The sequence below is a fragment of the Morganella sp. EGD-HP17 genome (genome assembly GCF_000512315.2).
GTDB classification, from domain to species: Bacteria; Pseudomonadota; Gammaproteobacteria; order Enterobacterales; family Enterobacteriaceae; genus Morganella; species Morganella morganii.
In genome coordinates, this window is the sequence record NZ_AZRH01000007.1 from 144,588 (window position 1) to 165,801 (window position 21,214).

Here is a 21,214-nt window from a genome sequence, read left to right on the forward strand (position 1 = left end):
ACCTTTATGCACTTATCTGACGTGCGCCTTTGAGATCGAGACGGCACAGATGGACAAACCCTTCGCTGTTCTGCAAATACTGTGTGTTAAAGACATCCGCTACCTGCTCTGCCGCTGATTTGCTGTCACAGACCGCAAACAGGGTCGGACCCGAGCCGGAGATGCCGCATGCCTTCGCGCCGCGTGCAAGCACCTGCTCACGGACCGCATCAAAATTCGGTAATAATTCACGGCGGTACGGCTCTGCCACCACATCACGGATCATCGCCGCCGCCAGGTCAGCCTGTCCGGTATGACAGGCGTGGATGAATCCGGCCAGGTTGCGGCCGTGGCTGACAATATCCGCCCGTGAATAGGTCGCCGGTAAAATCGCCCGTGCCTGCGCCGTGGAGACTTTGATACCCGGATACGCCATTACCCAGTACCAGTGTTCAAACCCCGGCACAGCCTGGCTGACGCTGTCGCCGGTTTCAATATTGAGCTGCAATCCGCCGAGGAAGCAGGGGGCGACATTGTCATAATGCACACTGCCGGAGATGCGCCCTTCCATCTCGCCCATCAGACGCAGCAGCGCCATTTCCTCCAGCGGCCTGCCGGTATACTCGTTCAGCGCCACCAGCGCGGCCACCACCGAGCAGGCGCTGGAGCCGAGCCCCGAGCCCACCGGCATATTTTTTTCCAGCACCATAGCGACCTGCAGATCATCATGAATGATCTCACTGAACCGTTCACGGCACTGATACACAATATTGTGCTTCGGATTCACCGGCAGTTTCCCGGCAAAACGCCCGCGGTTTCTGAGTGAAAACGTCTCTGCCTTCGCGATGGACACACAGTCGCCGAGCAGTGCCCCGCTGACCGGAGACACTGCCGCACCCAGCACATCAAACCCCACACTCACATTCCCGATTGACGCCGGTGCATAAATTTTTATCACGTTTTACACTCCCAGTTTCCATGACATTGTCCGCAGCACATCCGCAAACACCCCTGCCGCTGTCACATCATTCCCCGCGCCGTAACCGCGCAGTACCAGCGGGATAGGCTGATAGTAGCGGGTATAAAACGCCAGGGCGTTCTCGCCGTTTTTCACTTTATACAGCGGATCGTTACCGTCTGCCTCTGTGATTTTCACCTGACAGCGGCCGTGATCAATGATGCCAACATAACGCAAAACGCGGCCTGCTTCTGCGGCTTTCGCCACACGCGCGGCAAAGGCCGCATCCAGTGACGGCAGATTCGCCATAAAGGTATTCACATCGCCGGAAGCATCGAAGTCCGGCGGCAGCACGGAATCCACCTCAATATCGGATAATTCAAGGGAAAGTCCCGCTTCGCGGGCCAGGATCAGCAGCTTACGCGCCACATCCATCCCGGAGAGATCATCACGCGGATCCGGCTCGGTAAAGCCTTTGGCTTTCGCCGCAGCTGTTGCCTCAGACAGTGACATTCCTTCATCCAGCATACCGAAAATAAAGGAGAGCGAACCGGACAGAATACCGCTGAACTGCATCAGTTCATCCCCCGCGTTGAGCAGGTTTTGCAGGTTTTCGATCACCGGCAGCCCGGCACCGACGTTGGTGTCATAACGGAACTGACGTTTTGATGCCGCCGCCGCACTGCGCAGTTCATGGTAATAATCCATCGACAGGGTGTTGGCTTTTTTGTTCGGCGTCACCACGTTGAAACCGTCCTTCAGGAAATCCGCATATTGCAGGGCGATTTCCTCATTCGACGTACAGTCCACAATCACCGGATTAAGGAAGTGATATTCTTTTTCCAGGCGGATCAGACGGCTGAGGCTGAACGGCTCTTTGGCCTGCGCCAGCGACTGACGCCAGTCCTGTAAATCAATGCCGCGCATATTAGTCAGCATCGCTTTTGAGTTGGCGATACCGCACACGCGCAGATCGATACTCCGGGCTTTCAGCCACGCCTGCTGGCGGCGGATTTGCTCCAGCAGCGCACTGCCGACCCCGCCGGTGCCCACCACAAACACCTCCACAATGCGGTCAGTGTTAAACAGCATCTGATGACACAGACGCACACCGGCGGCCGCGAGATCATTATCCACCACCGCAGAAATGGAACGTTCAGACGAGCCCTGCGCGATCGCGATAATATTGATGTTGGCGCGCGTCAGTGCCGAGAAGAACCGCGCGGAGATGCCTTTGAGTGTCCGCATGCCATCCCCGACCACGGAGACAATCGCCAGGTTATCCAGTACATCCAGCGGGTCGAGCACGCCCTCTTTCAGCTCCAGATAGAACTCTTCTTCCAGTGCCTGCTGAGTGCGGGCCTTATCTTTCTGCGCCACACAGAAACTGATGCTGTATTCGGAAGATGACTGTGTAATCAGCACGACAGAGATATTACGCCGTGACATCACCGTAAACACCCGTGCCGCCATCCCGACCATTCCTTTCATACCCGGGCCGGAGACGTTAAACATCGCCATATTATTCAGATTGGTGATCCCTTTCACCGGCAGGCTGTCATCACGCTGGCCGTCGCCGATCAGCGTGCCCGGTGCGTCCGGATTGAGGGTATTTTTAATCAGGCACGGGATCTGGAACTGTGCAATCGGCGCGATAGTGCGCGGATGCAGGACTTTTGCCCCGAAATAGGAGAGTTCCATCGCCTCCTGATACGACATGCCTTTCAGCAGACGGGCATCCGGCACAAAACGCGGGTCACAGGTATACACGCCGTCCACGTCAGTCCAGATCTCACAACAGGCCGCACGCAGACACGCCGCCAGTACCGCTGCGGAATAATCAGAGCCGTTACGCCCCAGCACCACCAGCTCACCGTTTTCATTACCGGCGGTGAATCCCGCCATCAGAATGATGTGGTCAGACGGGATATTCAGTGCTGCAATACGTTTTGTTGATTCATTAATATCAACGGTGGATTCCAGATAACCACCAAACGCCAGCAGGCTGGCCACCGGGTCAATCACCGTTACTTTATGGCCGCGGGCTTTCAGCAGTGATGCCATCACCGCAATGGAAAAACGCTCGCCGCAGCTGATCATATTGGCGTTGATGCCGTCCGGACACTGCCCCAGCAGTGACACACCGTGCAGTACCCGGCGGATCCGGCTGATTTCCTGCTCTGTTTCATGCTTCAGCCGGTCATATTCAAAGCCCGGTACCGCATCGCGCAGCCCGTCCAGAATCGCCCCGAGAATCGCGGCGGCATCGTGTACCAGGGTGTTTGCTTCCTGCCCGCTGACGGTCTGCTCCACCATCGCCACTAAGTAATTAGTGATTTTCGCCGGTGCGGAAAGCACCATGGCGAGCTGTCCCTGCGCGAGTTTTTTCTCCGCGATTCCTGCGATGTTCAGTATACGATCCGCGTTTGCCACGGATGTGCCGCCAAATTTAAGTACACGCATGTGTCACCTGCTCCTGCCGTTTTTAGTCCAAAAAAAAAGCCCGCACAGTCATTGTGCGGGCTTTTTTCGTGATTTCAGATATGCGTCAGCCCGCACCGCCGGTGGTAATGGTGGTGGTGGTAATAATAATCATGGTCAGGCTGTGATTACGCATGGGGTTCCTGTCTGTCATTTGTCTGGTTAACCCTATTACGGTTAAAGGAAAGGCAGGTTGATGTCAAATTATTCTTCAGATTTGCCCGCAGAATCAGACAATTTGAATCTGATCACATATCAGAATAAAAAGAAATTACGGCAAATTAACGCGGTTATCATCTCATCAACCGGCATTTAATTTTACAGAACCAGGAGTTTCTGTATTTTTTCACTTTTATCATGCAGGTTGCGTTTTTCGCTGTTTACCCGGCAGAAAAATGTACAATAATCAGACAAGTCAGATATAATGCTTAACATTGTATTTCTATTTATTTGACAATCATTAAAACCGGCAATTAACAATTGAAAATTGTGTTAACGTGCTACAATTGATTTTGATATGTATCAACAAAGGTTAGATTTCCGGATGGTAAATGATTGGGTTGCTGTTATATTGGTGTTAATAGACTAATATTGGTACGAATCGTTTCAATTCCTTACGTTCTGAGTTGAGTGATTGTTAAAATGCGGTCTGAACAAGATTTTTTTCTGTCTGTGGTGATGTGCCGGACATAACCACAACGATACCGGCACAGGTTACACGGGCAGATAATCAGATTTCTTATTATTCTAAGTAATTTAGGTAGCGACTATGCAAACCCCGCATATTTTAATTGTTGAAGATGAGATCGTCACCCGTAACACCCTGAAAAGTATTTTTGAAGCAGAGGGTTACGTGGTACATGAAGCCACTGACGGTGCAGAGATGCACAATGTGCTGTCAGACCATGATATCAATTTGGTTATCATGGACATCAACCTCCCGGGAAAAAATGGTCTGTTGCTGGCGCGTGAGCTCCGCGAACAGGCAAACGTGGCACTGATGTTCTTAACCGGCCGTGATAATGAAGTGGATAAAATCCTCGGTCTGGAAATCGGTGCTGATGACTACATCACCAAGCCGTTTAACCCGCGTGAACTGACTATCCGCGCACGCAACTTACTGTCACGGACCATGAATCTGGCCGGTGGCAGCGAAGAGCGCCGCAGTGTGGAAAGTTACAAGTTCAACGGCTGGGAACTGGATATCAACAGCCGCTCATTAATCGGACCAACCGGCGAGCAGTACAAGCTGCCGCGCAGTGAGTTCCGTGCAATGCTGCACTTCTGTGAGAATCCGGGCAAGATTCAGACCCGCGCTGAACTGCTGAAGAAAATGACCGGCCGTGAACTGAAACCGCATGACCGTACAGTGGATGTCACCATCCGCCGTATCCGCAAGCATTTCGAGTCCACACCGGATACTCCGGAAATCATCGCCACCATTCACGGCGAAGGTTACCGGTTCTGCGGCGATCTCGAAGAGTAATCTTCCGCTGCGGTAACATATATACGAAATCCCCGGTGATGCCTGGCACCACCGGGGATTTGTTGTTGCTGTTATCCGGTTATTTGTTCCACGGAATGATCGGCACCGCGCTCAGCGCATTCTTCGGCGAGCCGTCGACCACTTTATCCGAATAGGTCAGATAAATCAGCGCGTGACGCTTCTCATCATAGAAACGAACCACCTGTAACTTCTTGAATACCATGGATGTCCGCTTCTGGAACACCACCTGGCCTTTATCTTTGCGGCCTTTTTTCACTTTATCACTGACTGTGACCGGCCCGACCTGCTGACAGGAAATCGCGGCATCAGATGTATCCTCCGCCAGACCCAGCCCACCCGAGATCCCGCCGGTTTTTGCCCGGCTCAGGTAACAGGTGATATTTTCCACATCCGGATCATCAAAGGCTTCCACCACAATCTTGTGGTCCGGCCCCAGAATTTTGAACACGGTGTCCACAGAGCCGATTTCTTCACCATGGCTCAAAAAGGATAACGAACTCAATGAAATAGCTGTGATAATTCCCAGTATAGACCGGCGAGTCTGATTCATAATCTTAATAGCCCAAGAAAATCATTTGAAAATTGTATGATTTTAAAGATAATCCATGTTACCAGTTTATGATAGTCGCCCTGTTCTTAAAACATTTTTTCCGGCCAAAAGTAAGAATTGGTAAATGATTATCCCGTTGATAATCACTCAGGTTAGAATATAAATTCGTTATATCTCTTTCAGAACTTCATCAATCCAATAAGGGAGATGTATGGATCAGACCAGCATCATTCGCGATTTACTCCGTTGGTTAGATGAGCATTTAGATCAGCCACTTTCCCTCGATAACGTCGCTGCGAAGGCAGGCTACTCCAAGTGGCATTTACAACGTATGTTCAAGGACGTTACCGGTGAGGCCATCGGCGCTTACATCCGCGCCCGCCGTTTGTCACGCGCAGCCATTGCACTGCGGCTGACTGCCCGTCCTATTTTAGATATCGCATTACAGTATCGTTTCGATTCACAGCAAACCTTTACCCGCGCATTCAAGAAACAGTTTAATAAAACACCTGCGCTGTACCGCCGTCTTGACGAATGGTGCTCTGACGGAATCTGCTCCGCCATTCTGCTTGATGATGTGCCGATGCCGGAGCACGAGTTTGTCACGCTGCCGCCGCGCACAGTCACCGGTATAGAGAACAGCTGTTCACATCGTCTGGAAGACTGGGCAACCGCGTGTACCCACATGCGCCAGGAGTTCTGGCTGCATCATATTTCTGTGGCGAAAACTATCCCGGACTATGTTTACGGGCTTTACAGCACTACCCGTAATCCGGACAAAGAAGATGAGCAGACAGTCCATTACACCACTGCCGTGGCGAAGGAATTTGCTGCCTTTACCACTGAGGAAAATGTTCACGAGGTGGAAATGCCCGGTGGCGAATATCTCTGCTTCACCTTCAGCGGCATTCCTTACCGCGGTGCGATGCAGGAATTCCTGTTCACGATTTACGGCCAGTGTGTGCCGCGACTGGGGATCACCCGCCGCCGTGGTTACGATATTGAGAGCTATAAACTGAGAAAGGGAACCGACATCCGCTATCCGGATGCGGCTGATGTGGATGAGACTGATCCGCGCCATCACATCGAGGAATTTAAATACTATATTCCTGTCAGACGTGACGCGCAGTAACAGCCTTCCCGCAGAACAAACACCGCCGCCGGTGGTGTCTTGTTCACCCGGGCGGTGTCTGATTCACCGGTTTACTCAGCGCTGCACTTCATCCAGCGCCGGAAGACTCAGATGTGTGGTGTCACCGGCCGTTTCAACTACCCAGCCATCCGCCAGCCACGGGCTTTCCTGATACTCCAGAACGGATAACGAACAGTTGCGCAGACGCAGACGGCGCTCCGCATACGCCGGCAGCCCCAGCACAGAGCCAATCAGGCATCCCAGCGCAATACCGTGACTGACCAGCAGAACTTTGCTGCCCTCCGGCAGATCCAGCGTGCTCTCCAGCGCCGCCCGCATCCGGCTTTCCAGCTCCGCGAGAGATTCCCCTTCCGGGATACGCCCGTCTTCCGCGCCGTTAAGCAGACTTTTACGCCAGCCCTCTTCTTCTGCGGTCAGGGTATGGATCTGACGTTTTTCCAGCACGCCCATATTGAGCTCACGCAGACGCGGATCCGCAATAATCTCACAACCGCAGGCTTCTGCGATCAGTTTCGCGGTCTGCTGTGTGCGGCCCAGATCACTGGCAATAATATGGGTGATCCCTTCATTTTTCAGACGCGCGGCAACCTGCTTCGCCTGATCGATACCACTTTGTGTTAACGGGCTGTCAGAATGACCCTGGATACGGCGCTGAACGTTCCATTCAGTTTCGCCGTGACGGACAAGAAATACCTGTGACATAACTATCAATCTCTGCTTTTACTGTGTGAAAGTCTGATTACCCCGCTACCATACCGTAAAAACATTCCCGGGATCACGCTTTATCCCTGAAACTCTTTCACCGCACGGCACCGTCTAAAAAAATCTGCGGAAAGCCGTCAATATTCGCTATACTGCGGCAAACATAATTACGTGGATAGTTTAATTATCATGTTTCATATTATCGCAGCAACGACTAATCCGGCCAAAATTCAGGCTATCCGTTCCGCTTTTGAAGTGGTACTGGGTAACGGCAATTTTGATATTGAAGATGTCAATGTGGACAGCAGTGTGCCGCAGCAGCCTATCGGGAACACAGAAACCCGTACCGGTGCCCGCCAGCGCGTCAATGCGGCCCGTCAGGTCAGACCGGAAGCGGATTTTTGGGTTGGTGTTGAGGCGGGTATTGAAGGCGATATGACCTTTGCCTGGATTGTTATCGAGCACCGTCAGCTGCGCGGGGAATCCCGTTCTGCCAGCCTGATGCTGCCGGAAAAAATTCTCGCGGGGATCCGCGAAGGCCGCGAACTGGGTGATGAAATGGCCGACCTGACCGGGGTGGAAGATATCAAACAGAAAGGCGGAGCGATCGGTTTCTTCACCGGCGGCGCGCTGACCCGCACCAGTGTCTATGAGCAGGCAATTATCCTGGCGCTGGTGCCTATCCAGCATGAAATTTATAAATCCCTGAACACCAAAGAATCCTGATCTGAAAAACCGGACCGGTACTCACCGGCCCGGTGACCTTCCCGGCACATTTACTGCTGTGCCAGCCACTCTTCCCGCGTAATGCGGCTGATATGTTCAGTCCGGTAATCATTCAGGAACTGATTGAATTTATTCTCTTCGGTATGATGATGACGGAATCCGCATTTGGCCTGGGCGCGGTGTGACTGTTCATTGTTTTCAAAATAGCCGCACCACAGTGCATCCAGCTCCAGTGTTTCAAATGCATGGCGCATCACTTCCCTGACCGCTTCCGGGATCAGACCCTGTCCCTGGTACGGCACACCAATCCAGTAGGCGATTTCCCCTTCCCGCTGACTGATGTCAAAGTTGCTGTTTTCACCGATCAGGATCCCGATACAGCCCACAGCCCGTCCGTTCGCTTTCAGTTCAGTGGCATAGACCTCATCAAGGTTAAAAACGGTGCGGATAATATCGGCACTTTCCTCAGCGCAACTGTGCGGCGGCCAGCCGGCAATCGGGCCGACGCGGTCATCTTTCGCCACTTCATATAAATCGGCGGCATCGGTTTCTGCCCACGGGCGCAGAATCATACGTTCTGTTTCTAATTTCATACTGCTTACCTTACTTCAGTTATACATTCAGCCTCAGCGGCTCTCTCTGTGATGACGGGAAGTGTAGCCTGACGGCAGACCGGCGGTAAGCAACAAACCTCCGCACTTTCGGTACTTTTGAAAACTATTGTGATAAATTTCCTCTGATATCTGCTTCAGGACGGCAAAAATGGCAACTCACGATATTACACTGACAGATCAGATTCCGGTGCTGACGGAAGAAACAGACACATTACTGACAGGGGAAAGCACACTGGCCGATCACAACGGCGTACCGCTGACCTTCGGAAATGCGTATCTCACCCTGATGATCTGCCGGGCGGGATACGCGCATATGTCACTGAACTTTAAATCTCAGCCTGTACGGGCGGGGGATATTCTGGTGCTGGCGGAAGATACGATCGCGCTGCTGAAAAAGCGCTCACGGGGATTCCGTGTGTTTTTTTGTCTGATCCCGGCCTCCTTCTCTGCCGAAATCGCCTATGTCCTGCCGAACCCGCTGTTTCTGTTTCTGCATGAATATCCCCGCTGCATTCCGCTGCCGGAAGAAAAATCGCTGCTGACAATGTGGCTGGCACAAATGCAGGATATCACCCGCAACAGCCCGGTTTACCGGCATATCATGCAGCGTAATCATTTACAGAATCTGTTTTTGCGGATAGCGGAAAGAATGCCGCCGGATGCCCCGGCCGCCATACAGAAGTACAGCCGGAAAGAGACGCTGTGCTGGCAGTTCTGGGAACTTATCTGCCGCCACAGCCGGGAACACAGGGATGTGCAGTACTATGCACGGCGGTTAAATATCACGCCGTTTTATCTGTCACAGCTGACCGGAACGTTTTTCAATCACTCGCCCAAGTCACTGATCAACCGCCGGGTTATCCCTGAAATCAAGACACTCCTGCGTTACAGCACGCTGTCAGTGGAGCAGATCGCAGATAAACTGCACTTTGATGACCCGTCCTACCTGTGCCGCTATTTCAGACGGGAAACAGGTATTTCTCTGACAACATACCGGCGGCAGAACAGCTGAGTTATTTTTTGCCGCTGAGGAGTTCCTGCTCCAGCCAGGCTTTTACCTCTTCCGGGGCATATTTCAGGCTGTTGGAGCCGCGGGTGATGGTCGCAATGCCGACCCCCAGCTCACTTTTCAGCTCACGCTGACTCATCTTACCGCGCAGCAGTTCCTCGACGATCCGCACGCGTGTGCCCAGCGCTGTGCGCTCATCCGGGGTAAAAAGCAGCTGAAAAAGGTGGGATTCAATATCCTGTGAATAGGCATTGCGCAGCAGGCTGACAAAGCGCTGCCAGTCGCTGTCCTGAAGTTGGTCTGTCGTCATGTGTCACCCCATAGGATCGGGAGTACAAAAAGTACCCGTTAACTAGTACATCTAGGATAACACAAGCCCGGTGCAGCTGTCTTCTGCTGAACCGGGCCGGAGGGGAATGATCAGTAACGCATTGATTGTTCGGAAGGTGTCAGTACATCCGCCGGGCGCTGCCCTTTCAGGAAGTTCTGATAAAAGACATCAAATGCCAGCACATTCTTCACATAACCCCGGGTTTCCGCGAACGGAATGGTTTCCACGAAGGCAACCGCATCGAGCCGTCCGCCGCTGTTGCTCAGCCAGCGGGTCACACGGTTCGGGCCTGCGTTATACGCAGCACTCGCCAGGATCCGGTTCTGACCGAACTGGTTATACACGCCGTTGAGATACGCGGTGCCTATCTCGATATTTTTGCGCGGATTAACCAGCTGCGCACTATTGCTGTAATCCGCAATACCATTGTCGCGGACCGTCTGGGTTGCCGTTGCCGGCATCAGCTGCATCAGCCCCGTTGCGCCGACCGGCGAACGCGCCTGCGGGTTCCAGGCACTTTCCTGACGGGCTATCGCCATCGCATAGCTTTTGCTGATATTTTTATTCTGAGTGAACTCATCAAACTCACTCTGCCAGGCCAGCGGGAAGCGCTCTTCCAGATGATCCCACAGCTTGCCGTTGATCGTCGCCTGCACACTCAGATCCGCCCAGCCCTGCTCCAGCGCATAACGCGCCAGCTGTGCTTTGCGCGCCGGTGTCTGGCTGTCCACCAGATTCAGCCACTCGGTGCGGGCCAGCCCTTCCATCTGCCAGTACAGCAGCTCACGGATACGCTGAATTTCCGGCAGATTGCTGATGCTGTTGTCCGGTTTATCCGCCGCATTGATCATCATGACATACGGTTTACCCAGACGCTGTGCCGCCACCATCGGATAGAACCCGCGACCCTGAGTGATTTTTTCCAGAATGGCATCTGCTGCCGCTTTATTGCCGCCTTTTTCCAGCAATACGGCGCGCCAGTACTGCCATTCCTCTTTCTGCTGAGCATCCGCCGGTAACCGGGTCAGCCAGCGATCCAGATCACGGTCATCCGCGTTACTCAGCGCCAGACGCACACGGCGCTCGCGCAGGGTGACAGAATCGGTTTCCTGAATCACCCCATCACGCCAGGCAGCCTGCTCATCTGTCACGTCGCTCCCCATATACTGCCACGCGACAGCATCTTTCAGTTGCTGACGCTCGCTGTCATTCATTTTCTGGGCGCGCGCCACACTGTTCAGGTCAGCCCGTGCCGCATCCGGTGATTTGCGGGCATAGGCGGAGAAAGCGGAGATGGTGGCCTCGCGGGTGAAATCCGTCGGGCTCAGCTGGGCAAATGTCACCACTGATGCCGGGTTTTTCTGTAAGTTAATCACACCATTGCTGATGGTCTGATAAGAGGCAGGCAGGCGTTTTGCCAGATAACTGACCAGAGAGGTGTTGCCGTTTTTCAGCGCCAGGCTGATGCGTTCAAGAACACGTTCCGGTGTCAGTCCGCCGGACTGATCCCAGACATCAAATAACTTATCGCAGGAGGACGGCAGGGAATTTCCCGCCAGCCAGACTGATTTCGCCCCGTCCAGCGCCACCTGACGGTTTCCGGTCTGCCAGTTGGCATAGTAATAGTCACACTTCGCACTGACCGGTTTTGGTACAGTCGTGCTGTAGCTGACCAGCCCCTGCCAGTCATTACGTTTGGCCAGCTCACTGATAAATTTATTTTTCAGACTTGCCGCTGACGGCAGGTTCGGATGGGTATCCGTAAAATTTTTCACCTGACCTGCTGTCAGCAGGCTCATGTCCTGTGTCAGCTCACGGTATTCCAGATAAGGATAGAGCGGATAATCCCGCAGTGACGGCATCAGGCGTTCCACTTCCGCCATATTATTGGCATCCCAGGCAGATTTGACATCCTGATAGCGCTGACGCTGCTCACTCAGTGAATCCGCTGACGCCAGTGCTGAAAACATCAGCATGCTGAGGGCTGTCACGCCCGGCCATATACATTTCCTCATGATCTGCTCCTGTCTCCTTCATTACCGTTTATCTGCACAATACCTCAGACCCTGATACACAGTGTAAGTGCCCTGTCACGCAGACACAAATCATACCGTTGTACCGGATAACCAGATACCGGAAATTATATTATTCAGAATATATGTCTGATTATTCTTATTATGCATTCCCTTTGCCGTAAATGATGGTTTATTAAACAGAATGCAGTGATATCGTCTGGTGCACTCATCATTCTTGCTATATAGTAAAGTTAAATTTAAAATTATAATGATAACACTTCAGGAAACCGGCTACCGCCGTAAACGGGATCCTGAGCACTACCAATAACTCTATAAGTAGTGAACACATTTCAGACGACTCCGGTCGTCTTTTTTTTACCCCTTGCTCCGGGATAAACACGCTATTTTAATTAATCAGATAGTTATATTTTTGAAGTATTTTTATTTTCCAGATTACAGACAGAAATCATAAAATATATGATGTACATCACTTGCTGTATTTCCGGTTTCCATTAAAAATATTCTCATATTTTTACACCACATCCGGTTTACTGATAACCGTAAAGGACGTAATACATTATGAATAATATAAAAAACATAATAATCATCTCTGCATTATTTGCTCTGACAGCATGTGCATCACAGCAGACCGCCTATGAGAAAATCACCCGACACTATGTCTACCAGCAGGCCGCGCAGGATTCTGACCCTAACTTTCAGACTCATATAAATGGCTCCGTTAAACTTATGACGCCGTTTTTTAAACAATTCTATGATGCCGGTATAAAAGATAAAAAAGACGGAATAACACCGCAACAATATAAAGAGCGAATTAGTTATTTCAGAAGTAACGAATTTTTGAGCCGTATGACCGGGACAACACAGTTTATTTCACCAAAAGTACATACTGAGAAAGTAAATGAAAGTGACCGCACGGACCGGCAGAAAAAAATGCTGACAGACAATATTATTGCTGCTTATGAGGCCGGTTACAGCGGCCGTTAGCACACCGGCCCCGGGTTCATCATGATACGGATCCCGGCGACGGCACGATCACCGTGAGAATAACGCAGGCCGGTGTTAGAATGGGGAATCTGCTGTACCCGCCGGTCACTGCCGGCAACCGGGCAATACTGACACCGGAGTGGCTTTAACTAAACGTAAAACTTAGTCATAATGCCCCGCAGATGCCCCATCAACGAAAAAAGGTAGACTACATTGGCTCAATACGTTTATTCGATGCACCGTGTCGGCAAAATTGTGCCGCCGAAGCGTCATATACTGAAAGATATCTCTCTGAGTTTCTTCCCGGGCGCCAAAATCGGTGTTCTCGGCCTGAATGGTGCCGGTAAATCAACCCTGCTGCGCATCATGGCAGGTGTGGATACCGATATTGAGGGCGAAGCACGTCCGCAGCCCGGCCTGAACATCGGCTATCTGCCGCAGGAACCGAAACTGAATCCGGAACACACTGTCCGTGAAGCGGTTGAAGAAGCGGTTGCGGAAGTGAAAAATGCCCTGACCCGTCTGGATGAAGTGTACGCGCTGTACGCCGATCCGGATGCGGATTTTGACAAACTCGCCAAAGAGCAGGGTGAACTGGAAGCGATTATCCAGTCTCATGACGGCCATAATCTGGATAACCAGCTGGAACGTGCGGCAGATGCCCTGCGTTTACCGGCCTGGGATGCCAAAATCGGTAATCTGTCCGGGGGTGAGCGCCGCCGTGTGGCTATCTGCCGCCTGCTGCTGGAAAAACCGGATATGCTGCTGCTCGACGAACCGACCAACCACCTGGATGCGGAATCTGTCGCCTGGCTGGAACGCTTCCTGCACGACTACGAGGGTACCGTTGTGGCGATCACCCACGACCGTTACTTCCTTGATAACGTCGCCGGCTGGATCCTCGAACTTGACCGCGGTGAAGGTATTCCGTGGGAAGGAAACTACTCCAGCTGGCTGGAGCAGAAAGATGCCCGTCTGGCACAGGAAGCGTCTTCTGAAGCTGCCCGCCGCAAGTCTATCGAGAAAGAGCTGGAGTGGATCCGTCAGAATCCGAAGGGTCGTCAATCCAAAGGCAAGGCCCGTCTGGCCCGCTTTGAGGAACTGAACAGCGTCGAGTACCAGAAACGTAATGAGACCAACGAACTCTTTATTCCGCCTGGTCCGCGTCTGGGTGACAAAGTTCTGGAAGTGGAAAACCTGACCAAATCCTATGATGGCCGTACCCTGATCGATAACCTGAGTTTCTCGCTGCCGAAAGGGGCGATTGTCGGGATTATCGGGCCGAACGGCGCGGGTAAATCCACCCTGTTCCGTATGATCAGCGGCAAAGAACAGCCGGATTCCGGTACTATCACTCTCGGTGATACCGTGACTATCGCGTCTGTTGATCAGTTCCGTGATGCCATGGATGATAAGAAAACCGTCTGGGAAGAAGTGTCCGGCGGGCAGGATATCATGCGTATCGGCACCACTGAGATCCCGAGCCGTGCTTATGTCGGACGCTTTAACTTCAAAGGCGTTGACCAGGGCAAACGTGTCGGTGAGTTATCCGGTGGTGAGCGCGGCCGTCTGCATCTGGCCAAACTGCTGCAGGTCGGCGGCAACATGCTGCTGCTCGATGAACCAACCAACGACCTGGATATCGAAACCCTGCGGGCACTGGAAAACGCCCTGCTGGAATTCCCGGGCTGCGCTATGGTCATTTCCCATGACCGCTGGTTCCTTGACCGTATCGCCACCCATATCATCGACTATCAGGATGAGGGCAAAGTGGAGTTCTTCGAAGGTAACTTCAGTGAATATGAAGATTACAAGAAACGAACTCTCGGCGAGGCCGCACTGGAGCCGCACCGCATCAAGTACAAACGTATGACCAAATAGGCCATATAACGGAAAATGCCGCGTGGTGAGGGACCGCGCGGCATTTTTTGGTTGGATGGATAAAAGAGTGTCTTTTGTTACGGGTATTACATTGAACCTGGTACTTAAGGTACAACCGAAGCTGACTTACTACTTCATACTTACCGCTTTCATAACACTTAAAACTGATAAACAAATCAATCAGTTAACACCATCAGTAAAGGGATCCTTTACTCTTCATCTTTCCTCCCTTTGTTGCCCTGAATTCTGTCGGACGCTGTGTGTTGTCCTTGTTCTTTCAGTATAGAAGAGAAAAATAATTTCTCACGGAAATTACCTGATTATTTTTCGATTCTCACAACATTCTTTATTTTTGCTGATCCCCGTCACGAATTTCAGGGGTATCCAGCATCAGCAGACGCTGAACCAGCTCGACGCACTCGAGAAAACGGGTATCGTAATCCGCCGATGTCACATGGACAAACTTAATGCCGTTTTCCCGCAGCATATCGATCAGCAGATCCTGAAACGCTTTGCGGTCATTGTCACTGCCGAGGCTGCGCAGTCCGTCAGCCACCCACGGCGTGTTATTTTCCAGCAGGATCACCAGGTCAAAGCGGTACTCCGCAATCAGTGCCTGCACAAACGGATGCTCTTTACCCTCATACCGTTTGCAGAAAGCCTGGGTCGTGACAAAATCCGTATCAACAAACGCAACTTTATTGGCATATTTTACTGCAAAATCAATATACTGAGCATGCCCCAGCGCGATTTTGTCATAGTCGGAATATTGCAGCGCCATTTCATCACCGCCCAGGTGGGAAAACACATAATCGCGTCCGTATTCCCAGGCACTGGTGGTATTGAACATATTCGCCAGTTTATTGACGAGGGTGGATTTTCCGCTGGATTCCCCGCCGAGCACCGCCACAGTGCGCACAAAGAAGGGTTTGACCTCTGTCGGAATATAGTCCCAGTAGCGGAACGGCGCCTGACGGATCTGCCGCCCGCTGATATTCATAAAGGTACGTTCCGGGTCGATAAGCACTGTTTCAATGCCGAACGATTCACGGTAACGCGGCACATCCGCTTTTTCGCCTGAATAGATAAAATCCGGCGTGATCCCTTTTTCCCGCATAAACTGACACACACCCTGACTCCAGTGTTCCCAGCCGTGCGGATACGGATCATAAGCGTGCTCATCAAATGAGTGAATGCGGATATTTTTCTGATATTTAAACGTTTGCAGAAGCCAGCGCAGGCGATCACTGACGGTCGGCTGCTGAGACATCGAACTGTTGATAAACAACGCTTTATCACGCGGTTCGTCGTGACAGAGGATCACATGCAGCTCATCCACCTGGCTGCACGCCCGCTGGATCAGATAAATATGGCCGGTGTGCAGCGGGTAAAATTTCCCGAACACCACCCCGGTAATTTTCTGCTTCAGCGGATAATCCAGCCCCAGCGCACTGTGCAGCCCGGCCAGCTTCTGGCCGCCGGGACTTTTGATTTTGTTGTTAATCAGCTGGCTGAGATACCCTTTGGTCACTCCGCACTGATCCGCCAGTTGCTGGAGTGTGACACCCGCCTGTTTAATGGCTTGTTTCAGATAGGAAAAATCGGTCATTCTCTGCCTCACTTATTCCAGTTCATCCAGCACAGACAGGGCATCCGACAGTTTTTTCACCCCGAACACCTGCATACCCGGCGGTGGGTTTTTCGGGCGGTTGGCATTCGGCACAATCGCCCGTTTAAAACCGTGTTTGGCCGCTTCCGAGATCCGCTCCTGGCCGCTCGGTACCGGACGGATTTCCCCTGCCAGTCCCACTTCGCCGAAGATCACCACATCACGCGGGATCGGCCGGTCACGGAAACTGGAGACCAGCGAGAGAAGCAGCGCCAGATCCGCACTGGTTTCGGTGACTTTCACCCCGCCGACCACGTTGACGAACACATCCTGATCCGACATCTGCAATCCGCCGTGACGATGCAGTACCGCCAGCAGGATAGCCAGCCGGTTCTGCTCCAGCCCGACCGCCACACGGCGCGGATTCGACATCATGGAGTGATCCACCAGCGCCTGGATTTCCACCAGCAGCGGACGTGTGCCTTCCCAGACCACCATCACCGAACTGCCGGACGTGATTTCATCCCCGCGGCTCAGGAAAATGGCGGACGGGTTGCTCACCTCGCGCAGCCCCTGCTCCGTCATGGCAAACACACCCAGCTCATTCACCGCACCAAAGCGGTTTTTATGGCTGCGCAGTGTGCGGAAACGGGAATCGGCCTCGCCGTCGAGCATGACCGAGCAGTCAATACAGTGCTCGAGTACCTTCGGTCCTGCCAGAGAGCCGTCTTTGGTGACGTGGCCGACCATAATGATCGCCACACCCCGGGTTTTGGCAAAGCGGGTCAGATAGGCAGCTGTTTCGCGTACCTGTGCCACACTGCCCGGCGAAGACTGAATATCCGCCATGTGCATCACCTGGATGGAGTCAATCACCATCAGCTTCGGCTGTTCCTGCTCTGCGATCAGGCAAATCTGCTCAATCGCCGTTTCCGACAGCATATTGAGATTGTCCATCGGCAGCCCGAGGCGGTGCGCCCGCATCGCCACCTGCTGTAAGGATTCCTCCCCCGTGACATACAGGGTTTTCATCTGTGCGGCGAGCTGGCACATGGTCTGTAACAGCAGGGTACTTTTCCCGGCGCCCGGGTTACCGCCGATCAGAATGGCACTGCCCGGTACCACGCCGCCGCCCAGCACACGGTCAAATTCTTTGAAACCGGTGGAGAAACGCGGCAGTTCCTCAAGACTGATTTCCGACAGCTTCTGTACTTTGCTGACACCGCTCTGCCCCGCATAGCCGCTGAGGCGATCATTGCGTGCCGCAGACGATGAGACAGAAGCCAGCCGGACTTCCGTGATGGTATTCCACGCCTGACACGCGGTGCACTGCCCCTGCCAGCGGGGATAATCCGCCCCGCACTCGTTACAGACAAAGGCGCGTTTTGCTGGTTTTGCCACTCGTGACCCCGTAATAACTGATAAATTAACGTTCTTCGTGTTTCAGACCACCACTGAGGGTGCACATCACCCCCATCAGGTCGGCATGGCGGATAGCCACTTTTGCCCGTGCATACACTTTCGGTTTGGCGTGGAAGGCAATACCGAGACCGGCTTTTTTCAGCATTTTCAGGTCATTGGCACCATCACCGATCGCCACGGTCTGCTCTAAAGGAATATTGAGAAATTCCGCCAGTTTCACCAGCGCCTGCGCTTTGTATTTGGCATCCACCACCGGACCTTTGACTTTGCCGGTCAGTTTGCCGTCTTTGATTTCCAGCTGATTGGCATAGACGGCAATCAGGCGCAGAGAATCTTTTAAATGATTGGCGTAGAAAGTAAATCCGCCGGAAGCAATCGCGACATGCCAGTCCATCGCCTGGAGTTTACGCACCAGGCTGGTCAGCCCCGGCATCAGCGGCAGCGTATCCAGCACCTGCTGTAAAATGGCGGCATCCGCCCCGGCCAGCAGGCCGACACGCGCTTTCAGGCTTTCGCTGAAATCCAGTTCGCCCTGCATCGCTCTTTCCGTCACCTCCGCGACTTCATCACCGACGCCGGCTAATCTGGCGATTTCATCGATACATTCGATTTGGATCGCAGTGGAATCCATATCCATCATCAGTAATCCGGGGGAGCGCAGTTTCGGGATATTACCCAGCGGCACGACATCCATCTGAAACTCATCCGCCACCCGCTTGATGCGCCCGGTCAGACTGCCCGCAATCCGCACCACCTGATAGTCATCAATCCGCCATGACGAGACCACCACAATTGCCGCACCCAGACGGTGCTGGAAATCGCTGATCCGCGCCTTATCCAGCCCGCGTCCGTACAGCAGCCAGCCGCTGTCACCCGCCCGGTAGTCCAGCGGCATCACTTCATCACCGCTCAGGGAAAGAGGAAGGCCCGGCCACTTATGGATTTCATTCGGCAAATAACAGTAGGTCAGACTCGTCGACATCAACAGATACTCCTATAATCCCTGATAATATTCATGATGGTAGCAGATAAAAATTTCCGCTTCTGGCAATATGGTGGCGACAACGGAAAAACGGATAAACAATGGCCAAAACGAAGTTAACATTCCGGCTGCATAAAACAGCCATTATTCTGATTTGTCTCGCCCTGATGGTGTGTCTGTTACAGGGTGTGTCTTATTTCAGCCGCGTCCACCAGCAGTCGTCAATGGACCAGTTTAATGAACTGGCCTATTCGCTGGCACAACAGGTGGCGTTTAACCTTTCCGATGCTATAGACGATAACGGGAAAGTGCTCAATAAGAAACAAATTACGGCAAATTTAGCGCAGCTGACCACCAACAGCCGCATTCTCGATGCCACAGTATATCAGGATGACGGGGTACAGATAGCCGGCAGCGGCGAGAGTATCACTGTCCGCGACCGGCTGGCGCTGGACGGACAAAAAGCCGGCAGTTATTTTAATCATCAGATTGTCGCCGCCATCCCCGGGAAAAAAGGCCCAAAAGGCTTTCTGCGCCTGACCATCGATACCCACCGTCTGGCCACAGAATCCACCCAGGTGGATAACACCACCAACCTGCTGCGGGTGATGTTACTTCTCGCTCTCGGTATCGGCTTTGTGCTCGCCAATAACCTGCTGCAGCTGACCCCGAGCCGCTGGCAGCAATCCCTGTATCTGCTGACCGCCAATCTGAAAAATGAAGATGAAAAGCCGGGGAAGAAAACGGAAGAGAAAGAAAAAGGGGAATAATTTCCCCTTTTTTTACCGGTGCTGCAACACCTGCCAGGTCAGCAGGCCGAGCCAGGTCATCAGCAGGGAGCTGAGTACATGCAGGGCGATTTCTGCCATACCGTGGTGGATGCGCCCGGCCTGGAAAGCCTGCACAATCTCGAGTGAAAAAGTCGAGAATGTCGATAACGCGCCGCAGAAACCGGTGACAATAAACAGCCGCCATTCCGCCGGAAGTGTCGGGTGAGAAGAGAAAAACGCCACCGCCAGCCCGATAATATAACCGGCAATAATATTAGCGAGATACGTCCCCAGCGGCATCATTGCCAGCACCGGGTTGAATTTATTACTCAACACCCAGCGGCCGAGGCCGCCGAGTACTGATCCTGCGGAAATGCTGAGGATCACATTTAACATAGAAAAACCTTACGTCATTTTTGTTTCAATATTTCTGTGTTTATGCGCATTTCTTTAAAATGTCAATCTGAACCAGCCCGCACACTTCATCCAGCAGCTTGATTACTTCCACACTCATCCCGACCATCATGGCATCCGCCGAGTTACTTTCCGGCTGTGCATTGATCTTCTGATGCAGCTCATGTGTGCTGGCACGCAGTGCCTGGAGCTTATCCATGGTGTCATCGTCTTTCCCCTGCACAAAGATATCAGAGAGCAGTTTCATGATCTCACTGTTGCTTTTCTGCAACTGCACAATGTAGGGATTTTCGGTGTTCAGCGCATGAGCGAAGTAGTTTTTACTGAAGGTATCGGTCAGCAGTTCCAGTATCGCCACCAGCCGCCGGATGCGCCCATGAATGGCCGTAAAGGTGGCAGCCGGAACATGGGTTTCTTTGACAGCCGGTGCAATGTAGGTATTACAGGTCAGCAGTGTGGATAACGTGTCTTTCAGCTGATTATCCCACCGTTCCGGGTCGGTACTGCTCAGTTTCATGATGTGCTCATCATATAATCTGGCAATATCGCGCAGAATAGTGCTGATATTCATCCGCCAGAACACAAACCCTTTCAGCGGCAGGATCGCCGAGAACACCAGTGCCAGAATCGAGCCGCCCACCGTCTGCGCCGAACGGATAAGCGCAGAGTCCATGTCCCCGACAGGTGCGGTGGCAACGATACTGATGGTCATCCCGATCAGCATCCCGACATACATATTTTTGCCCAGCGCAATCAGGCCGCAGACAAACATCGCAATGGTCGCCAGCGCCAGCATCAGCGGGAAAGAGTGGGTTTCCGTATACAGCAGCAGCATCCCTATCAGTGAGCCGATAACGGTGCCGAGGGTGCGCTGCATCGAGCGGATCAGCACATTTCCCCAGTACGGCATCGGCATCAGGATAGAGATAAGTGTCATAATGATATAATCGAGCTTATCGCTGTGTAATTCCCGGAACACCAGAAACGTCAGTGTAAATGCCAGCGCAATGCGGATGCCGTGCAGCTGTTTAAACCGGGAATAGAAAAATGACTGAGCCCGGGAGATCCCGTGGCTCAGATTTATTTTTTTTTCTTTATGCTTCACA

Annotated in this window: 20 protein-coding genes and 1 other annotated feature; of the genes, 7 read left to right on the forward strand and 13 right to left on the reverse strand. The window is 52.6% G+C overall.

All coding sequences use genetic code 11. The features are described 5' to 3' along the window. Positions 1–4: 4 nt before the first annotated feature. The 3 genes from thrB to thrL form a co-directional block, all read right to left on the reverse strand. Positions 5–937, reverse strand: a complete 933-nt coding sequence (gene thrB / locus X965_RS09595) for a homoserine kinase (protein WP_036413714.1) — start codon at positions 935–937, stop codon at positions 5–7. 3 nt (positions 938–940) lie between these two features. Beyond that, positions 941–3,400: a bifunctional aspartate kinase/homoserine dehydrogenase I gene (thrA, locus tag X965_RS09600; protein ID WP_036417895.1), complete on the reverse strand. Its 2,460-nt coding sequence runs from the start codon at positions 3,398–3,400 to the stop codon at positions 941–943. A 29-nt stretch (positions 3,401–3,429) separates the two neighbouring features. Continuing rightward, positions 3,430–3,547, reverse strand: a sequence feature (Thr leader region). Next, positions 3,486–3,572 carry a thr operon leader peptide gene (gene thrL / locus X965_RS19925; protein WP_064483359.1) on the reverse strand — a complete coding sequence of 29 codons (87 nt, stop codon included), beginning with the start codon at positions 3,570–3,572 and terminating at the stop codon, positions 3,486–3,488. Its footprint overlaps the feature before it by 62 nt. A gap of 615 nt (positions 3,573–4,187) precedes the next feature. Between thrL and arcA the strand changes: the two genes are divergently transcribed. Beyond that, complete coding sequence (arcA, locus tag X965_RS09605; RefSeq protein ID WP_004237112.1) at positions 4,188–4,904, forward strand: two-component system response regulator ArcA; 717 nt, start codon at positions 4,188–4,190, stop codon at positions 4,902–4,904. 79 nt (positions 4,905–4,983) lie between these two features. Here arcA and creA read toward each other — a convergent pair whose 3' ends face one another. Further along, entirely contained in the window at positions 4,984–5,475 is a 492-nt protein-coding gene (creA, locus tag X965_RS09610) for a protein CreA (protein ID WP_015422440.1), read from the reverse strand. A gap of 211 nt (positions 5,476–5,686) precedes the next feature. Between creA and robA the strand changes: the two genes are divergently transcribed. Beyond that, the gene (gene robA / locus X965_RS09615; protein WP_004242113.1) at positions 5,687–6,607 is read left to right on the forward strand and encodes an MDR efflux pump AcrAB transcriptional activator RobA; all 921 of its coding nucleotides are present in this window, start codon (positions 5,687–5,689) and stop codon (positions 6,605–6,607) included. Between the two features lie 75 nt (positions 6,608–6,682). Here robA and gpmB read toward each other — a convergent pair whose 3' ends face one another. Beyond that, positions 6,683–7,330, reverse strand: a complete 648-nt coding sequence (gene gpmB / locus X965_RS09620) for a 2,3-diphosphoglycerate-dependent phosphoglycerate mutase GpmB (protein ID WP_004237109.1) — start codon at positions 7,328–7,330, stop codon at positions 6,683–6,685. 189 nt (positions 7,331–7,519) lie between these two features. Here gpmB and yjjX point away from each other — a divergent pair, with 189 nt between their 5' ends. Continuing rightward, the gene (yjjX, locus tag X965_RS09625) at positions 7,520–8,056 is read left to right on the forward strand and encodes an inosine/xanthosine triphosphatase (protein WP_004237108.1); all 537 of its coding nucleotides are present in this window, start codon (positions 7,520–7,522) and stop codon (positions 8,054–8,056) included. Positions 8,057–8,106: 50 nt separating this feature from the next. Here yjjX and X965_RS09630 read toward each other — a convergent pair whose 3' ends face one another. Continuing rightward, positions 8,107–8,649 carry a GNAT family N-acetyltransferase gene (locus tag X965_RS09630; protein WP_004237107.1) on the reverse strand — a complete coding sequence of 181 codons (543 nt, stop codon included), beginning with the start codon at positions 8,647–8,649 and terminating at the stop codon, positions 8,107–8,109. A 169-nt stretch (positions 8,650–8,818) separates the two neighbouring features. On the opposite strand from X965_RS09630, the gene X965_RS09635 reads away from it, so the two are divergent. Continuing rightward, on the forward strand, positions 8,819–9,682 hold the full coding sequence (locus X965_RS09635; RefSeq protein ID WP_004237106.1) for a helix-turn-helix domain-containing protein: 864 nt from the start codon (positions 8,819–8,821) through the stop codon (positions 9,680–9,682). Position 9,683: 1 nt separating this feature from the next. Here X965_RS09635 and trpR read toward each other — a convergent pair whose 3' ends face one another. Together trpR and sltY are read right to left on the reverse strand one after the other, a co-directional pair. After that, a complete protein-coding gene (gene trpR, locus X965_RS09640) occupies positions 9,684–9,989 on the reverse strand; it encodes a trp operon repressor (protein ID WP_004237105.1) in 306 nt (101 codons plus the stop codon). A gap of 110 nt (positions 9,990–10,099) precedes the next feature. Then, complete coding sequence (sltY, locus tag X965_RS09645) at positions 10,100–12,025, reverse strand: murein transglycosylase (RefSeq protein ID WP_036417897.1); 1,926 nt, start codon at positions 12,023–12,025, stop codon at positions 10,100–10,102. A gap of 579 nt (positions 12,026–12,604) precedes the next feature. Between sltY and X965_RS09650 the strand changes: the two genes are divergently transcribed. Together X965_RS09650 and ettA are read left to right on the forward strand one after the other, a co-directional pair. After that, the gene (locus X965_RS09650; protein WP_004237103.1) at positions 12,605–13,030 is read left to right on the forward strand and encodes an Exc2 family lipoprotein; all 426 of its coding nucleotides are present in this window, start codon (positions 12,605–12,607) and stop codon (positions 13,028–13,030) included. Between the two features lie 213 nt (positions 13,031–13,243). Next, positions 13,244–14,911, forward strand: a complete 1,668-nt coding sequence (ettA, locus tag X965_RS09655) for an energy-dependent translational throttle protein EttA (RefSeq protein ID WP_032099035.1) — start codon at positions 13,244–13,246, stop codon at positions 14,909–14,911. A 346-nt stretch (positions 14,912–15,257) separates the two neighbouring features. Here the strand turns inward: ettA and nadR are convergent, their stop codons facing one another. From nadR to serB, 3 genes are read right to left on the reverse strand one after another with little or no spacing between them, the layout of a single operon-like run. Next, positions 15,258–16,520, reverse strand: a complete 1,263-nt coding sequence (nadR, locus tag X965_RS09660; RefSeq protein WP_004237101.1) for a multifunctional transcriptional regulator/nicotinamide-nucleotide adenylyltransferase/ribosylnicotinamide kinase NadR — start codon at positions 16,518–16,520, stop codon at positions 15,258–15,260. 12 nt (positions 16,521–16,532) lie between these two features. Beyond that, positions 16,533–17,921 carry a DNA repair protein RadA gene (gene radA / locus X965_RS09665; RefSeq protein ID WP_015422438.1) on the reverse strand — a complete coding sequence of 463 codons (1,389 nt, stop codon included), beginning with the start codon at positions 17,919–17,921 and terminating at the stop codon, positions 16,533–16,535. 25 nt (positions 17,922–17,946) lie between these two features. Next, positions 17,947–18,924, reverse strand: coding sequence for a phosphoserine phosphatase (gene serB / locus X965_RS09670; protein ID WP_004242106.1), 978 nt, complete (start codon positions 18,922–18,924; stop codon positions 17,947–17,949). Positions 18,925–19,025: 101 nt separating this feature from the next. On the opposite strand from serB, the gene X965_RS09675 reads away from it, so the two are divergent. Next, entirely contained in the window at positions 19,026–19,694 is a 669-nt protein-coding gene (locus X965_RS09675) for a YtjB family periplasmic protein (protein ID WP_004237098.1), read from the forward strand. A 12-nt stretch (positions 19,695–19,706) separates the two neighbouring features. Here X965_RS09675 and crcB read toward each other — a convergent pair whose 3' ends face one another. Beyond that, positions 19,707–20,090 (reverse strand): fluoride efflux transporter CrcB, encoded by a 384-nt coding sequence (gene crcB, locus X965_RS09680; protein WP_004237097.1) that lies wholly within the window; start codon positions 20,088–20,090, stop codon positions 19,707–19,709. Positions 20,091–20,130: 40 nt separating this feature from the next. Beyond that, positions 20,131–21,213, reverse strand: coding sequence for an FUSC family protein (locus X965_RS09685; RefSeq protein ID WP_004242105.1), 1,083 nt, complete (start codon positions 21,211–21,213; stop codon positions 20,131–20,133). Between the last annotated feature and the right edge of the window lies 1 nt (position 21,214).

What these genes read in the sequence shown, in the direction of transcription:
- thrA (WP_036417895.1), bottom strand. Translation starts at nt 3,400, where the DNA reads ATGCGTGTACTTAAATTTGGCGGCACATCCGTGGCAAACGCGGATCGT.
- thrL (WP_064483359.1), bottom strand. Translation starts at nt 3,572, where the DNA reads ATGACAGACAGGAACCCCATGCGTAATCACAGCCTGACCATGATTATT.
- arcA (WP_004237112.1), top strand. Translation starts at nt 4,188, where the DNA reads ATGCAAACCCCGCATATTTTAATTGTTGAAGATGAGATCGTCACCCGT.
- creA (WP_015422440.1), bottom strand. Translation starts at nt 5,475, where the DNA reads ATGAATCAGACTCGCCGGTCTATACTGGGAATTATCACAGCTATTTCA.
- robA (WP_004242113.1), top strand. Translation starts at nt 5,687, where the DNA reads ATGGATCAGACCAGCATCATTCGCGATTTACTCCGTTGGTTAGATGAG.
- gpmB (WP_004237109.1), bottom strand. Translation starts at nt 7,330, where the DNA reads ATGTCACAGGTATTTCTTGTCCGTCACGGCGAAACTGAATGGAACGTT.
- yjjX (WP_004237108.1), top strand. Translation starts at nt 7,520, where the DNA reads ATGTTTCATATTATCGCAGCAACGACTAATCCGGCCAAAATTCAGGCT.
- X965_RS09630 (WP_004237107.1), bottom strand. Translation starts at nt 8,649, where the DNA reads ATGAAATTAGAAACAGAACGTATGATTCTGCGCCCGTGGGCAGAAACC.
- X965_RS09635 (WP_004237106.1), top strand. Translation starts at nt 8,819, where the DNA reads ATGGCAACTCACGATATTACACTGACAGATCAGATTCCGGTGCTGACG.
- trpR (WP_004237105.1), bottom strand. Translation starts at nt 9,989, where the DNA reads ATGACGACAGACCAACTTCAGGACAGCGACTGGCAGCGCTTTGTCAGC.
- sltY (WP_036417897.1), bottom strand. Translation starts at nt 12,025, where the DNA reads ATGAGGAAATGTATATGGCCGGGCGTGACAGCCCTCAGCATGCTGATG.
- X965_RS09650 (WP_004237103.1), top strand. Translation starts at nt 12,605, where the DNA reads ATGAATAATATAAAAAACATAATAATCATCTCTGCATTATTTGCTCTG.
- nadR (WP_004237101.1), bottom strand. Translation starts at nt 16,520, where the DNA reads ATGACCGATTTTTCCTATCTGAAACAAGCCATTAAACAGGCGGGTGTC.
- serB (WP_004242106.1), bottom strand. Translation starts at nt 18,924, where the DNA reads ATGTCGACGAGTCTGACCTACTGTTATTTGCCGAATGAAATCCATAAG.
- X965_RS09675 (WP_004237098.1), top strand. Translation starts at nt 19,026, where the DNA reads ATGGCCAAAACGAAGTTAACATTCCGGCTGCATAAAACAGCCATTATT.
- crcB (WP_004237097.1), bottom strand. Translation starts at nt 20,090, where the DNA reads ATGTTAAATGTGATCCTCAGCATTTCCGCAGGATCAGTACTCGGCGGC.